The sequence below is a fragment of the Mycobacterium europaeum genome, from assembly GCF_034555895.2.
GTDB lineage: Bacteria > Actinomycetota > Actinomycetes > Mycobacteriales > Mycobacteriaceae > Mycobacterium > Mycobacterium europaeum.
In genome coordinates this window covers 2302535-2317811 of the sequence record NZ_CP157315.1, presented here as the reverse complement: position 1 = coordinate 2317811, position 15277 = coordinate 2302535, and the positions used below count along the sequence as shown (strand labels likewise).

The following is a 15277-nucleotide window of genomic DNA, read 5'->3' as shown; positions in this document are numbered from 1 at the left end:
GTGTGACTGCTGTTAATGATCACCGCCGCCACGCGCGCTACCAGCGCAAATCCGGCGAAATTGGCCGGTGAATTGCCTGCGGGTCGCCCGGCTTCCGCCCGCAAACCCGTTAGACTTTCGGTCGATGTTCATCTCCCGAACACCCCCGCCATGATGACCGAGCAGCCGGATAACGGCGTCGAGCTCGGCCTGACCGGGCGGCCGCCGCGGGCGATCCCGGAACCGCAGCCGCGCACCTCGCACGGCCCGGCCAAGGTCGTCGCGATGTGCAACCAGAAGGGCGGCGTCGGGAAGACCACATCGACCATCAACCTGGGCGCCGCGCTCGCCGAATACGGCCGGCGGGTGCTGCTGGTGGACATGGATCCGCAGGGTGCGCTGTCCGCCGGGCTCGGCGTCCCGCACTACGAGCTGGAGAAGACGATCCACAACGTGCTGGTCGAGCCGCGGGTGTCGATCGACGACGTGCTGCTGCAGACCCGGGTCAAGTATCTGGACCTGGTGCCCAGCAACATCGACCTGTCCGCCGCCGAGATCCAGCTGGTCAACGAGGTGGGCCGGGAACAGACCCTGGGCCGGGCGCTGCATCCCGTGCTGGACCGCTACGACTACGTCCTGATCGACTGCCAGCCGTCGCTGGGGCTGCTCACCGTGAACGGGCTGGCCTGCGCGGACGGCGTGGTCATCCCCACCGAATGCGAGTTCTTCTCGCTGCGTGGCCTGGCGCTGCTCACCGACACCGTCGACAAGGTGCGCGACCGGCTGAACCCGAAGCTGGAGATCAGCGGCATCCTGCTCACCCGGTACGACCCGCGCACCGTCAACTCCCGCGAGGTGATGGCCCGCGTGGTGGAGCGGTTCGGCGATCTGGTGTTCGACACCGTGATCACCCGAACCGTCCGCTTCCCGGAGACCAGCGTGGCGGGGGAGCCGATCACCACCTGGGCCCCGCGGTCCACGGGCGCCATGGCCTACCGCGCCCTGGCCCGCGAGTTCATCGACCGATTCGGCGCGTGACGGCCAGCGCAAACGGTGAGGCGCCACCCAAGAACGGTTTTCAAGTCCGCCTGACCAATTTCGAGGGTCCGTTCGACCTGCTGCTGCAGCTGATCTTCGCCCACCGCCTCGACGTGACCGAGGTGGCACTGCATCAGGTCACCGACGACTTCATCGCCTACACCCGCGAGATCGGCTCCCAGCTGGACCTGGAGGAGACCACCGCGTTCCTGGTGGTCGCCGCGACCCTGCTCGACCTCAAGGCCGCCCGGCTGCTGCCGGCCGGGCAGATCGACGACGAAGAGGACCTGGCGCTGCTGGAGGTGCGCGACCTGCTGTTCGCCCGGCTGCTGCAGTACCGCGCGTTCAAGCACGTCGCGGAGATGTTCGCCGAGCTGGAGGCCACTGCGCTGCGCAGCTACCCGCGCGCGGTGTCGCTGGAGGACCGGTTCACCGAGCTGCTGCCGGAGGTGATGCTGGGTGTCGACGCCGACCGGTTCGCCCAGATCGCCGCGATCGCGTTCAGCCCGCGTCCCGTGCCGACGGTGGGCCTCGGGCACCTGCACGAGGTGGCGGTCTCGGTGCCCGAGCAGGCCAAGAAGCTGCTGGCGATTCTTCAGTCGCGCGGCAGCGGCCAGTGGGCCACGTTCTCCGAGCTGGTCGCCGACTGCGAGGCGCCGATGGAGGTGGTCGGGCGCTTCCTGGCGCTGCTCGAGCTGTATCGGAGCCGGGCGGTAGCATTCGACCAGTCGGAGCCGCTTGGTGTGCTCCAGATTTCTTGGACCGGGGAACGTCCGGCCAGCGAAGCCTTGCTAGAAGTGCGGGACGAATGATGAGCGAAAACGTGCCTGACGTCGATCTCGACGCCGGCATCCCGGACATCGCCGAGGCGGCACCCATGGACGCCGAGGAACTCGGCTCGGTGCTGGAGGCGCTGCTGCTGGTGGTCGACACCCCCGTCTCCGCCGAGGCGCTGGGCGCGGCCACGCAGCAACCCGTCTACCGGGTCGCCGCCCGGCTGCAGCAGATGGCCGACGAACTCACCGAACGCGACAGCGGCATCGACCTGCGCCAGACCAGCGAGGGCTGGCGGATGTACACCCGCGCGCGGTTCGCGCCGTACGTGGAGAAGCTGCTGCTGGACGGCGCGCGGTCCAAGCTGACCCGCGCCGCGCTGGAGACCCTGGCCGTGGTGGCCTACCGCCAGCCGGTGACCCGGGCGCGGGTGAGCGCGGTCCGCGGCGTCAACGTGGACGCCGTGATGCGGACGCTGTTGGCGCGCGGCCTGATCACCGAGGCCGGGGTGGACGGCGACACCGGCGCCGCGACGTTCGCGACCACCGACCTGTTCCTGGAGCGGTTGGGGCTGACGTCGCTCGCCGACCTGCCCGACATCGCCCCGCTGCTTCCCGACGTCGACACGATCGAGGATCTGAGCGAATCCCTGGACAGCGAGCCGCGTTTCATCAAGCTGTCGGGCGGTCAGGCGCCCGAGCAGGCGATGACGTTCGACGTGGACCACGATTGATGGTCGATACCGAAGGGGTCCGCCTGCAAAAGGTGTTGTCGCAGGCGGGGATTGCGTCGCGACGCGCCGCGGAGAAGATGATCATCGACGGCCGCGTCGAGGTCGACGGGCAGGTGGTGACCGAGTTGGGCACCCGGGTGGACCCCGATGCCTCGGTGATCCGGGTCGACGGCGCCAGGGTGGTGCTCGACGAGTCGCTGGTGTATCTGGCGCTGAACAAGCCGCGGGGCATGCACTCCACCATGTCGGACGACCGGGGGCGCCCGTGCATCGGCGACCTGGTAGAACGCAAGGTGCGCGGCAACAAGAACCTGTTCCACGTCGGGCGGTTGGACGCCGAGACCGAGGGGCTGATCCTGCTCACCAACGACGGCGAGCTGGCGCACCGATTGATGCATCCCTCACACGAGGTGCCCAAGACCTACCTGGCTACGGTGACCGGTTCCGTCCCGCGCGGGCTGGGCAAAAGACTGAAGGCGGGAATCGAATTGGACGACGGCCCGGCGCGCGTCGACGAATTCGCCGTGGTGGACGCCATTCCGGGCAAGACGCTGGTGCGGGTGGTGTTGCACGAAGGGCGCAACCGCATCGTGCGCCGGCTGCTGGGCGCCGCGGGCTTCCCGGTGGAGTCGCTGGTGCGCACCGACATCGGGCCGGTGTCGCTGGGCAAGCAGCGGCCGGGCAGCATCCGGGCGCTGAGCCACGGCGAGGTTGGGCAGCTGTACCAGGCGGTCGGGCTGTGAACGTCGTTGTCGCCATCGACGGGCCCGCCGGGACCGGGAAGTCCTCGGTGTCAAGGGGATTGGCGCGTGCGCTAGGCGCCCGCTACCTGGACACCGGGGCGATGTACCGGATGGTGACGCTGGCGGTGCTGCGCGCGGGCATCAACCCGACGGACGACGAGGCCGTCGGCCGCATCGGGTCGACAGCGCCGCTGTCGGTGGACTATCAGGCCGACGGCGACCGGTACTTCCTTGCCGGAGAAGATGTTTCGGCCGAGATCCGCGGCGACGAGGTGACCCGCGCGGTCTCGGCGGTGTCGGCGGTCCCCGCCGTGCGCGCCCGGTTGGTCGGGCTGCAGCGCGAGATGGCCGAGGGGCCCGGCAGCGTCGTCGTCGAGGGCCGCGACATCGGCACCGTCGTCTTGCCCGACGCCCCCGTGAAGATCTTCCTGACCGCCTCGGCCGAAACCCGCGCGCGGCGCCGCAACGATCAGAACGTCGCGGCCGGCCTGACCGACGACTACGACGCGGTGCTGGCCGACGTCCGTCGGCGCGATCACCTGGACTCCACCCGGGCGGTGTCGCCGCTGCGCGCCGCCGCCGACGCGGTGGTGGTCGACACCAGCGAGATGACCGAGGCGCAGGTGATCGACCGCCTGCTGGAACTGGTCGAGCAGCGAAGCGGGGCGGTGCGATGACTTCCGACGGCACCTGGACCGACGAAAGCGATTGGGAGTCGGTCGAATCCGAGCTCGAAGAGCAAGCAGAGGCCGGCCCCGCGCCCGTCGTGGCGATCGTCGGGCGGCCCAACGTCGGGAAGTCCACGTTGGTCAACCGGATCCTGGGCCGGCGCGAGGCGGTGGTGCAGGACATTCCCGGTGTGACTCGCGACCGGGTGTCCTACGACGCGCTGTGGACCGGCCGCCGGTTCGTCGTGCAGGACACCGGGGGATGGGAGCCCGACGCCAAGGGCCTGCAGCAACTGGTGGCCGAACAGGCGTCGGTGGCCATGCGCACCGCCGACGCGGTGATCCTGGTGGTCGACGCCACCGTCGGCGCCACCGCGGCCGACGAGGCCGCCGCCCGGATCCTGCTGCGCTCGGGAAAGCCGGTCTTCCTGGCCGCCAACAAGGTTGACAGCGAAAAGGGTGAAGCGGACGCGGCGGCGTTGTGGTCGCTGGGGCTCGGCGAGCCGCACGCGATCAGCGCGATCCACGGTCGCGGCGTCGCCGACCTGCTCGACGAGGTGCTGGCCGCGCTGCCGGAGGTGTCCGAAGCCGCGCCCGCGCCGGGCGGCCCGCGCCGCGTGGCGCTGGTCGGCAAGCCGAATGTGGGCAAGAGCTCGCTGCTGAACAAGCTGGCCGGGGACGAGCGCTCGGTGGTCCACGACGTCGCCGGGACCACCGTGGACCCGGTGGACTCGCTCATCGAACTCGGCGGCAAGGTATGGCGATTCGTCGACACCGCGGGCCTGCGCCGCAAGGTCGGTCAGGCCAGCGGGCATGAGTTCTACGCCTCGGTGCGCACGCATTCGGCGATCGACGCGGCCGAGGTGGTCGTGGTGCTCATCGACGCCTCGCAGCCGCTGACCGAACAGGATCAGCGGGTGCTGTCGATGGTCATCGAGGCGGGCCGGGCGCTGGTGCTGGCCTTCAACAAGTGGGATCTGGTGGACGAGGACCGGCGCGAACTCCTCGAGCGCGAGATCGACCGCGAACTGGTGCAGCTGCGGTGGGCGCAACGGGTCAACATCTCCGCCCGGACGGGACGCGCGGTGCAGAAGCTGGTGCCCGCGATGGAGACGGCGTTGGCGTCGTGGGACACGCGCATCCCGACGGGCCCGCTCAACGCGTGGCTGAAAGAGGTGGTGGCCGCGACGCCGCCACCGGTGCGCGGGGGCAAGCAACCGCGCATCCTGTTCGCCACCCAGGCCACCGCCAGGCCGCCGACGTTCGTGCTGTTCACCACCGGCTTTCTGGAGGCCGGTTACCGGCGCTTTCTGGAGCGGCGGCTGCGCGAGGCCTTCGGTTTCGAGGGCAGCCCGATCCGGATCAACGTGCGGGTGCGCGAGAAGCGTGGGGCCAAGCGGCGCTGAGCGCCATGGGGTGATGCCTGCCCGTGGGCCTACAGGGGCGCGGTCACAATGGCAGACAGGACAGCTACGAGTTCCCGGGTGGCCCGCGTGCGCGCCCGCGAGGAGATGAGTTCACCGCGGCGCTCGTAGTCGGCCATCAACGCGAACATCGCGATGGTCATCAGGTGGATGCGGTGAGCCTGCTTGCGACGGTCGATGGGCTGCAGGCAGTTTCGTAGAAGTCGCGTCAGCGCAATCACCGTGGGGTAACTCTCGCCACGCGGAACCAACTGTGCCATCACGGGATGGGTTTGAATTTGTTCGACGAAGCGCGCGTAGTGGGTGGCCCCCTGCTGGTAGGGAATGGTCAACGCGGGGGCGACGATCGCCTCGACGACGTCGGCGACGGTGCGGTCCGGTCGGCCTTCCAAATTTCGCAGGAGCTCGCCGCGTCGCCGCTCGAGGTGGGTCATGCGCCGATCGAAGGTGGCCTGGATGAGCCCGTCGAGATTGCCGAAGTGATAGATCACCGCCGAGTTGTTGCCATGACCAGACTGCGCCGCGATCTCCCGCGCGCTGACATCGAGGCCTCGTTCGCCGATCAATCGTTCGGCGGTGTCCATCAGTGTTTCGCGTGCCGCGGATGCGCTCGTCATGGCCGCGCCGTTCGGCACGGAGCAGGGCGGTTCATGACTACTGATTAAAGCATATGCTTTGTTGACAGGATAAAGCACCCGCTTTACGGTTGCCGCTATGCCGGAACGCCAAGCGATCCCCATTGAGCCGGAGGAATTCACCGCACCGCTCGTACAGCGCCTGATCAACACCAAGCATCCCGATGTGGTCGTGGAGCGGGTCCGCGTCGTCGATGCGGCTCTCGCCAGCGATGGCGAGGAGCGGGTGTCGACGGCCCGCAGGATCGCGGTGGAGGCCGACTACGGCGCGGGCGGCGAACGTCTGCCACGGCGACTCATGATCAAAGTCGCACGGCCCGGTCTGGGCGATATTCCGTTGTACGACAACGAAGTGAACGTGTACGCCAAAGTCGGCGACGAGTTGCCCGTGAACACCCCCCGTTGCCTGGGTGCGCGCCGCGATGCGGCTACCGCCAGCTTCGGCCTGGTGCTGGAAGATCTGCGTCCCCTGGGTGTTTCGTTCGCCTCCGTCGCGACCCCGATCGGACCGGAGGGGATGAAGAAGCTGCTGGACCAGCTCGCGGCGCTGCACGCCACCTACTGGAAGTCCCCGCGTTTCGACTCCGACCTGGCTTGGGTTCTTCCGCACATCAGCGGTCCCATTCATGAGCTGTTCAGTCACCAGGCCGGTGTACCGATGTTGATCAACTGGGAAGTGCAGAGCCGGCAATTCAAGCGAGAGCTCGTGGAATCGGTCGATGAAACGGCAGAATCACTGCTGCGCAACGTTGCCCGCGCGCAGGCGCACCAGGCTACGTTGCCGTTGACCCTCGTGCACGGCGATGCGCACGCCGGCAACACCTATCTGTTGCCCGACGGGGACAGGGGTTTGGTCGACTGGCAATTGACCGCGCGGGGTTATTGCATGCATGACGTGACCTACATTCTGCTGACCGGGTTGTCGGTGGATGAGCGTCGCCGACACGAGCGCAGTTTGATCGATTACTACCGGCGCCGCCTCATCCAGGAGGGCGTCAGCGATGTGCCATCACTCGAGGAACTCATCTTCGAGCATCGCCTGGCCGCGGCATGGTGCTTGTGCATCGGATGGTTGACCACTCCGATCGAGAATTACGGATGGGAAATCAACGTCGCCAACCATATCCGGCTGGCTACTGCCTATCGCGACTTGGACTCCCACGGGGCGTTCTCCGAACTGAGCTGACGCGACGTGAGGCCGGGCGTTGCGACGCGGCTCTCCCGAACCGATTGATCCCCCTCGAATCCGATAGCGCCGGCGATATCACGTTTGCGAATCGCCGCATCGTACTGCCGCGGTGGTACGTGATCCCACGATGCGGTATGTGAAAGCTGTATCACAAGAATATACGTTGACTTCCTCTCCTCAACGCACCTATTGTTCTCGTATAGCGGGTTGCAGGACCCGTATTGCGGGACATGGAGGCAGAGTGAACGTGACACGGGAGGCGCCCACCGCCGCGCGCTTCAGCGTCGAAGGCAAGTCGATCCTGATCACCGGGGCGAGCGGTGCGCTGGGCAGCGTTGCCGCCCGGGCGCTGGCCGGCGCCGGCGCGCGACTGACGGTGGCGGGCGGCAACGCCGCCGCACTGGACGCCCTCGGCATCGACAACGCCGCGGTGGTCGCCCGCCGCCCCGACACCCCCGCCGACGCCCGGGCCATGGTGGAGGCGGCACTCGCCCGCCATGGCCGGCTCGACGGCGTGCTGGTGGCCTCGGGCATGAATCACGTCGCGCCCATCACCGAGATGGCCGTCGAGGACTTCGACAGGGTGATGGACGCCAACGCGCGGGGCGCCTGGCTGGTCTGCCAGGCGGCCGGGCGGATCCTGCTCGAACAGGGCAGTGGCGGCAGCGTCGTGCTGGTCTCGTCGGTCCGCGGATCCCTCGGCAGCCCCGCCGGCTACAGCGCCTACTGTCCGTCCAAGGGTGCCGCCGACCTGCTCGCCAAGTCGTTGGCGGCCGAGTGGGGCGCGGCGGGCATTCGCGTGAATGCGCTCGCGCCCACGGTGTTCCGTTCGCAGCTGACGGAGTGGATGTACGCCGACGACGAAAAGGGCCGCGCCGCCCGCGAAGCGGTGTTCGCCCGGATCCCGTTGCGGCGCTTCGCCGAACCGGAGGACTTCATCGGCGCGCTGATCTATCTGCTCAGCGACGCATCCAGCTTCTACACCGGCCAGGTGATGTACCTGGACGGCGGATACACCGCCTGCTGAAAGGAACCGGCATGAGCATCACCTGGCCGCTCGGCGAGGCCGAATCGACGCTGCAGTTCTACGACCTGTCGCACCCGTGGGGTCACGGGGCGCCCGCGTGGCCGTACTTCGAGGACGTCAAGATCGAGCGCCTGCACAACATGGCGCGAAGCCGGGTGCTCACCCAAAAGATCACCACCGTCATGCATTCCGGCACGCACATCGACGCGCCGGCACACGTCGTGGAGGGCACGCCGTTCCTGCACGAGATCCCGCTGAGCGCCTTCTTCGGCACCGGCGTCGTGGTCTCGATCCCCAAGGGCAAGTGGGGAGTCGTCACCGCCGAGGACCTGGAGAAGGCGACGCCCGAGATCCGGCCGGGCGACATCGTCGTCGTCAACACCGGCTGGCACCACAAGTACGCCGACAGCGCGGAGTACTACGCCTACTCCCCGGGCTTCTACCGGGAGGCCGGCGAGTGGTTCGCCGACAAGGGCGTCAAGGCCGTCGGCACCGACACCCAGGCGCTGGACCATCCGCTGGCCACCTCGATCGGACCGCACGGGCCGGCCGAACACACCGGCGGGCTGTTGCCCTGGGCGGTAAGGGAATACGAGGAGGAGACCGGACGCAGGGTGCTCGACGACTTTCCCGAGTGGGAGCCCTGTCACCGGGCGATCCTGTCCCAGGGGATTTACGGCTTCGAGAACGTCGGCGGCGACCTGGACAAGGTCACCGGCAAGCGGGTCACGTTTGCGGCGTTCCCGTGGCGCTGGGTGGGCGGCGACGGGTGCATCGTGCGGCTGGTGGCGATCGTCGACCCCACGGGTAGCTACCGCATCGAGACGGGCCGGGCGGCATGAGTGTCGTCGCAGAGGAGGCCCGTGGCAGCGGGATTCAGGTCATCGCCCGCGCGGCGGAGATGCTGCGGCTGCTGCAGGCGCACCCGGGCGGGCTCAGCCAGGCCGAGATCGGCGACCGGCTGGGCATGGCGCGCTCCACGGTCAGCCGGATCCTCAACGCGCTGGAGGACGAAGGGCTGGTCGCCTCGCGTGGGAGCCGCGGCGGGTACCGGCTGGGACCGGAGATCGCGCGGATGGCCAACACCGTGCGCCTCGGCATCGTGATGGATGTGCACCCGTTCATGGAGGAGCTGTCGCGGGAGCTGGGGGAGACGGTCGACCTGTCGATCCTGGACGGGGACCGCGCGACCTTCGTGGACCAGGTGGTGTCGCCGCACCGGTTGCGGGCGATCAGCGCGGTGGGCGAGTCGTTTCCCCTGCACTGCTGCGCCAACGGCAAGGCGCTGCTGGCCGGCCTGCCGCCCGAGCAGCTGCCGAGCCGGCTGGCCCGGCTCACCCCCAACACCATCACCAGCCCGGCGGCGCTGCGCGCCGAGCTCGAGCGGGTGCGCGCCGAGGGCGTCGCCTATGACCGCGAGGAGCAGACCGAGGGCATCTGCGCGGTGGGCGCGGTGCTCAAGGGCGTGGCCGGGCACGCGGTGGCGGTCAGCGTGCCCGTCCCTGCGCAGCGGTTCTACGGCCGCGAATCCCAACTGGCGCAGGCGCTGCGGGCGTGGGTGGAGAACGTCAACGCCTGGTTGGCGGCGCAGGGATGAATCGGGCCGGCCCCGGTTGTCCGTTGCAGCGGTCCGCCGCTACGACGCCTACGAAGCCCGGCCGTCGATTTTCTTGTCGACTGCGTTCACGAACTGTGGCACCGCCGACCCCGACACGCTTCGTCCGCAGAGATCAAGGTCGATGACGACGTTCTTCCGGGCGCTGAGGGCGCGCTGGCAGTTCCAGCCCTGAGCCTCTTGAACCATGTCCATCGCGAGGATGTCGCCGGCCCGCGACACCGATCCCGTCGTCCAAAACACGTTGCGGGGATCATCCTTATTGACGTTTCGGGTGTTGAGCTCGCGATTGGCGCACTTCTGCCAGTCCGTCGCGGCGTTGCCGACGAAGTTGTTCGCAGATTCCGCGTCCGGGAAGGACACGACAGCTTGAATCAATCGCCATCCCTTGGCGGGAGCGTCGCCAAGCTCCTGCGTCCGAACCGCAGTCCAACCGGTCTTCCCGTACGCCTTCTGCTCGGCCGCTTTCAACACGCCCACGCAGTCCTCGTCAACGATGGGTGTGTCGGCCAGCTTGTCTTGAACCGGTTCGCCGGACAACGTTTCGGCGCCCACAGCGTGGGCAGCTTCCTCCGCAGTCAACAGAACATCCGGGAGTGCGGAGGCGGCCACGGTGCCGCCGCCCGGGTGGGTCGGCTGGTACACGATGACCGCGACCAATAGCCCGACCGTCAGCAGCGCCGCGGCGCTCGTCAGCCACCACCACCGGGCGAGCGACTCACCGGAACGGCCCGGGGTCGCCGCCTGGTTCGGCCAGAAGGCGCCGGGGCCGGGCGGAGGCAGGTGTCCGGGCGCGCCCTGGTAACCGAACGGTGGCGCATATCCCGGGCTTGCCGGTGGCGACGGTGGGTGACCGGCATAGGCCGGCGCGCCGGAAGTGGCTTCCTGCCTGCCTTCCGGGCCGCTGCCCCGGTCGCCCGGAACGCTCATGCCTTACCCCCTGTGCTGTTCACGAGGTGGGGATCCGGGAGGCGACTTTGTTGACGAGTTCAACGGCTTGATCGCTGCCGCCGTAGTCGCACACCCTCATGTCGATCACAACGTTGCTGCGCGGCATCAGGGCACGCTGGCAACCCCAGCCGGTTCCGCCGGTCTTCTCCCAGGAGACCATCAGCGTGTTGTCGACGACCTTGGGGTCGCCGACGGCGATGGTGCCGCCCTCGTGGCGGTTCACCAAAACCTCGGTTCGAGCGCAGTGATCCCACTTCCTCGTGAGGTCCTCGAAGACGGCGCCGGCGTCTTTCGCGGTCGGAAAAGCCACCAGCGACTGCAGGGTCAACTTCACGTACACGTCACCCGGTCCGTGAAGTTCGGCCGACTGCGCGTCGATGAAGCGGGTGTCGCGATAGACCTGCGCCATGCCCGGGGCCCAGATGCCGGCGCATTCGGGCGGGTCGGCGGTATCCATGAACAGGCCGTTGTTGCTCTGGTAGAGCGTCATTCCCGGCACGTGCAGGATGTCGCCGGCCTCGGCGGGACTCAACAGAAGATTCTTCAGGTCTTCCGGATGGACCAAGCCCGGTGTCATGGGCACCGACAGCCCGGGCGGCTCACGGTGTGAAGACGCCGCCGCCGATGCACCCGAGGTGATCGCACGGCTGATGAGGACGACGCCCAACGCGGCCGAGGCGACCGTAAGAATGGCCGTCGTGAGCATCAGCCATCGTTTGGCGCCACGGGATGGGGCTGGCCTCGGGCGGGGAGGCCACGGAGGCGGTGGGCCGGCCGTGCTCGGCTGGTAGCCGCTCCACGGCTGTCCCGGCGCATATGGAGCGCCGGAGGGGCCGACGTGGTAGCCGCCGGGCGGCGGCAGGGCATTGCCCTGATTCGGCGGCGGTTCACTACCTGCCACGCGCCGGACCGTTCGCCATCATTGCGGTCGTCCCCCGAAGTGTGTGGGCGAGCACAGCAGCCCGCCGGCGTTCGTGAGCAGGATTCTAGATGGCGACGGGGATTGGAGTTTGCGGTTTCCCTGCCCGCAGCTGTCGCCGGCTTGGTCGGAGGCCGCATCGCTGCGTTCGGGGTCGTCTGCGGTAGGCTTTCGACCTGCTGCCGCCGATTCGGGCGGCATCCGGGCTGTGGCGCAGTTTGGTAGCGCACTTGACTGGGGGTCAAGTGGTCGCAGGTTCAAATCCTGTCAGCCCGACCAAGCCGAAACGGCTTCGACCTGCGACGAAGGAACGCTCGTCCAAGACGAAATCACCCGAAGCTGGGGACCATTTGGGGACCGTAAGTGCCGGGAGAGCAAGTCTCCAGCGTTGGTCACGGACTGCCGGCTGGGGTGTTGTCGCCCTCTACGGCTATCACCTCGCCCTCCAGCGGACCCGGCGAGACGTTGAGGAGCTGCAGGCCCGGCGATGTGCGAACACCCCTACCACTGTTGACGTGGCGACCGCAGCTGCTGACGAGTTCCTGAATCGGCAAGCAGCCGCCCGCATCGCTCACCTGACCGAGAACTTAGACATCGCACGCGTGATTTCCACCTATCTGGCGTCCACCGAAATGAGCACCACCCTGGCCGAAACCGGTGGTATAGCGGCCGGCATCGGTGCGGTTGCGAGCGATCCGGATCAGCCGCCCAACACCAGCTCTGCCGCGACGGCGGCCGCGCACACCGCCGACACGATCGAGAGTGCAATCCAGTCAGCAACTTTCGGCCGCGATGGGGCCGCCGAGATCTGACCGGCGCCGCCGCGAGCGGTGATCGCGTCGCCCATCTCGTCCGCGCGCCGCAGTGTCACGGTGATGACCGCGACGATCAGGTCGATCAGGTCTGCCGTCATGCGCCTGAGCTGGGCCCTGCGGGTCCGCACTGCCTGCTTGGGCCGCAACCGGCGGGCGGCGTAGAGCACCCGGAATTCGTCGATGAGCATCGGGAAGGTGCGCAGCGCGAGCGCCAACGCGACCGCCCAATCGTCGACGGGGATCCGCAACGGTCGCAGTGGGCGACCCAGACTGGCCACCGCGGGCGCGATTTCGGCGACATTGGTGGTCCACGACACCAGCGCACTCAGACCGAGCAGCACGACCGACAGCGCGGTGAAGCGCAGGAAGTTCAACAGGCCGCCGAGGCCGAGCCAGACCGTACCGATCTGGATGTGCGGACTACCGCCGGCCAATGTCGCGGTGATGCCGACGATGACCAGCAGGATCGGAAGCCAGCGTGGCGCCGACGGCAGCACGCCAAGCGGAATATGTGCGACCCACGCTCCGGCCAGAACCAGCGCGGCCACCAGCCCGATCGCCGCCCATTCCGGGAAGAGTGTCAACAAAGCTGAAAGGCCAAAAACGGCAAGCAGTTTGGTGCCGGCCCACAACTGGTGGATGGCAGAGCTTCCGGGCACTGGGCGAAGCAGCACAACGGGGCGACGTGGACGGCGGGTCGGGTGTGTTGCCGGCGAGGTCGCGGTCACGTCGTTCGCCCCGGCCCCGGCCAGATCCATCAGACCGTCGCGCAGGTGCAGGGTGCGCGGGCACAGCTCCTCGAGCCCGGCGAAGTCGTGCGAGATGACCACCAGGGTCAGACCGGTGTCACGGCGCCGATCCACGAGCAGTCGCACAAGACCGCGCTGGCTGGCGGCGTCCAGCCCCGCCAATGGCTCGTCGAGGATCAATACGCGCGGTGACCGCGCCAGCAATCCGGCCAGGACCACGCGACGCATTTGGCCGCCGCTGAGTTGGTCGATGCGCCGCTTCGCCAGCGACGCATCCAGCCCGACGACGGCCAGCGCCGCGGTCACCCGGGCGTGGTCGTCGGGCGAAAAGCCCGCTGCCGCAGCCACTTCCAGGTCGACACGGCTGCGCATCAACTGCAGCCGGGCCGCCTGGAACTGGAGCGCGACCGCGCCGACCTGCCCAGAGACGGGGCGCTGATCAAGCAGACAGGTGCCGCTGGTCGGTATCGTCAATCCGGCCATGATCCAGGCCAGCGTCGACTTGCCGGAGCCGTTGCCGCCGTGGATCAACAGCCCGTCGCCCTCGTGCACCACGAAGCTGATGCCGCGCAGGGCGGTCTTCGCCCAGGGGCTGCCGCTGCCGTATTCGTGACTGACACCTGCGAGTTCGAGCACCGGCAGGTGGGATTTGTGGCCCACCGCAACCGTCGGCGCGGGCGCGGGCGCGGTCTCGATCATCGCCGTGTTGTCCAGGGACCCGCTGAGGTTGATCGTGCGCTCGGCGAAATCAGCTTCGTTGGCGTAGTGGGTGATGTGCACCAGGGCGGTTTGATGACGTTCGGTCAAACCCGAGAGCACGGCCAGTAGTGCCTCTCGGCCTTGCTGGTCGACCATGCTGGTGACCTCATCCGCGATGAGCAGAGCCGGCTCCCGGGCCAGCGCCGCGGCCACGGCCAGGCGCTGCAGTTCACCGCCGGACAGGCCGCCGGTGTCGCGTTCGGCGAGGCCCGCCAGCCCGACCTCGCGAAGTAGGCGGTCGATATCGGTAGTCTCGCCGGGCGGTAGTCCCCAGACCACGTCGTCGGCGACGCGCGTGCCCAGTACCTGGCTTTCCGGGTGCTGCATGATGATGGCGGTGCCGCCACGCCGACCGAGGCCCACCGCGCCGGGCCGTTCGACAGTGCCCGAGGTCGGTTCGCGGCCGGCCAGGATCAGCATCAGCGTGGTTTTTCCCGAGCCGTTGGCGCCGGTCACCGCGACGTGCTCGCCTGCTCCCACGTCCAGGCTCACCGCGCGCAGCGCGTCGTGATCGGTATGCGGGTAGCGGAGGCGCACCTTGCCCAGCCGCACGGGGACGGGCTGGATCGGCCCGATGTCGACCGGCGCGTCCAATTTGTGCACATCGGGAACGCCGCGTAGCCGCCTCAGCACCCGCGACAGCGCCCACCAGCCGATCACCGAGACACCCATGATCGCGACGACGGCGTACCCCAGGACGAGCCATTGCCAGTAATCCAGTGCATCGACGAAGAACCGGTTGAGCTGCTGTGCGGCCCCCTGCAGACTCCGCATCCGCGCGATGACCGTCGCGATTCCGTCGACTGCGGCGGTGATCGTCCGGAACACCAGCAGCCGCAGCCGTGTCAGGACGGTCAGCGCGATGACCACCGCGGCACCAACCAAAACACCGGCGCCAAAGGACGCCGCGACCACGGTCGGCGTGCCGCGGCCGCGGCGTTTCACGATTCCAGCCAGCCCACCGACGTAGGCAGACAGCACGACCGCCCCCAAGCCGCTGATACCAACTACCAGGAACCCGATCACACCGCCGGCGAACGTCGCGGTGATCACCGCGCGGATCCGGTAGCGATAGGCCAGCAGCGCTATCGGCATCGCGCCCAGCAGTCCCAGTGCCCCAAGGTGCGGGAGGACTACCGCAATAATCGCGATCGCGGCGCACAGAGCGCCCATCACCGATGCCTGCGCCAGTTCGCTGGGTCCTAGCGATCCAGCCCGTTCCGGCAGGATCGCCGCACCGGGCGATGTCACGTCCCGAT

Annotated in this window: 14 protein-coding genes and 1 tRNA gene; 11 read left to right on the top strand and 4 right to left on the bottom strand. The window is 68.3% G+C overall.

Annotation, left to right across the window (positions count from 1 at the left end):
- Positions 1-153: 153 nt before the first annotated feature.
- The 6 genes from U8D42_RS10380 to der are packed head-to-tail and all read left to right on the top strand — an operon-like array spanning position 154 to position 5341.
- A complete protein-coding gene (locus tag U8D42_RS10380) occupies positions 154-1017 on the top strand; it encodes a ParA family protein (RefSeq protein WP_085238696.1) in 864 nt (287 codons plus the stop codon).
- Positions 1014-1829 (top strand): segregation/condensation protein A, encoded by an 816-nt coding sequence (locus U8D42_RS10375; protein WP_322860212.1) that lies wholly within the window; start codon positions 1014-1016, stop codon positions 1827-1829. The genes U8D42_RS10380 and U8D42_RS10375 overlap by 4 nt, the downstream gene beginning before the upstream one ends.
- The gene (gene scpB / locus U8D42_RS10370) at positions 1829-2524 is read left to right on the top strand and encodes an SMC-Scp complex subunit ScpB (RefSeq protein WP_322860213.1); all 696 of its coding nucleotides are present in this window, start codon (positions 1829-1831) and stop codon (positions 2522-2524) included. The genes U8D42_RS10375 and scpB overlap by 1 nt, the downstream gene beginning before the upstream one ends.
- Positions 2524-3267: a pseudouridine synthase gene (locus U8D42_RS10365; protein ID WP_322860214.1), complete on the top strand. Its 744-nt coding sequence runs from the start codon at positions 2524-2526 to the stop codon at positions 3265-3267. Before scpB ends, U8D42_RS10365 begins: the two co-directional genes overlap by 1 nt.
- Entirely contained in the window at positions 3264-3944 is a 681-nt protein-coding gene (gene cmk / locus U8D42_RS10360) for a (d)CMP kinase (RefSeq protein WP_322860215.1), read from the top strand. The genes U8D42_RS10365 and cmk overlap by 4 nt, the downstream gene beginning before the upstream one ends.
- Positions 3941-5341 carry a ribosome biogenesis GTPase Der gene (gene der / locus U8D42_RS10355; RefSeq protein ID WP_322860216.1) on the top strand — a complete coding sequence of 467 codons (1401 nt, stop codon included), beginning with the start codon at positions 3941-3943 and terminating at the stop codon, positions 5339-5341. The genes cmk and der overlap by 4 nt, the downstream gene beginning before the upstream one ends.
- 29 nt (positions 5342-5370) lie before the next feature.
- On the opposite strand, the gene U8D42_RS10350 is transcribed toward der, so the two are convergent.
- Positions 5371-5994 carry a TetR family transcriptional regulator gene (locus U8D42_RS10350; protein ID WP_322860217.1) on the bottom strand — a complete coding sequence of 208 codons (624 nt, stop codon included), beginning with the start codon at positions 5992-5994 and terminating at the stop codon, positions 5371-5373.
- A gap of 79 nt (positions 5995-6073) precedes the next feature.
- Between U8D42_RS10350 and U8D42_RS10345 the strand changes: the two genes are divergently transcribed.
- The 4 genes from U8D42_RS10345 (at position 6074) to U8D42_RS10330 (ending at position 9807) form a co-directional block, all read left to right on the top strand.
- Positions 6074-7180 carry a phosphotransferase gene (locus tag U8D42_RS10345; protein ID WP_322860218.1) on the top strand — a complete coding sequence of 369 codons (1107 nt, stop codon included), beginning with the start codon at positions 6074-6076 and terminating at the stop codon, positions 7178-7180.
- A 244-nt stretch (positions 7181-7424) separates the two neighbouring features.
- The gene (locus tag U8D42_RS10340; RefSeq protein WP_322860219.1) at positions 7425-8210 is read left to right on the top strand and encodes an SDR family NAD(P)-dependent oxidoreductase; all 786 of its coding nucleotides are present in this window, start codon (positions 7425-7427) and stop codon (positions 8208-8210) included.
- Between the two features lie 11 nt (positions 8211-8221).
- Positions 8222-9052: a cyclase family protein gene (locus tag U8D42_RS10335; RefSeq protein ID WP_322860220.1), complete on the top strand. Its 831-nt coding sequence runs from the start codon at positions 8222-8224 to the stop codon at positions 9050-9052.
- A complete protein-coding gene (locus U8D42_RS10330) occupies positions 9049-9807 on the top strand; it encodes an IclR family transcriptional regulator (protein WP_322860221.1) in 759 nt (252 codons plus the stop codon). The genes U8D42_RS10335 and U8D42_RS10330 overlap by 4 nt, the downstream gene beginning before the upstream one ends.
- A 48-nt stretch (positions 9808-9855) precedes the next feature.
- On the opposite strand, the gene U8D42_RS10325 is transcribed toward U8D42_RS10330, so the two are convergent.
- Complete coding sequence (locus tag U8D42_RS10325) at positions 9856-10485, bottom strand: sensor domain-containing protein (RefSeq protein ID WP_322860222.1); 630 nt, start codon at positions 10483-10485, stop codon at positions 9856-9858.
- Positions 10486-10774: 289 nt separating this feature from the next.
- Positions 10775-11482, bottom strand: coding sequence for a sensor domain-containing protein (locus tag U8D42_RS10320; RefSeq protein WP_322860223.1), 708 nt, complete (start codon positions 11480-11482; stop codon positions 10775-10777).
- A 415-nt stretch (positions 11483-11897) separates the two neighbouring features.
- Between U8D42_RS10320 and U8D42_RS10315 the strand changes: the two genes are divergently transcribed.
- Positions 11898-11974, top strand: a tRNA-Pro gene (locus tag U8D42_RS10315).
- A gap of 421 nt (positions 11975-12395) precedes the next feature.
- On the opposite strand, the gene U8D42_RS10310 is transcribed toward U8D42_RS10315, so the two are convergent.
- Entirely contained in the window at positions 12396-15269 is a 2874-nt protein-coding gene (locus U8D42_RS10310; protein ID WP_322860224.1) for an ATP-binding cassette domain-containing protein, read from the bottom strand.
- Positions 15270-15277 lie beyond the last annotated feature (8 nt).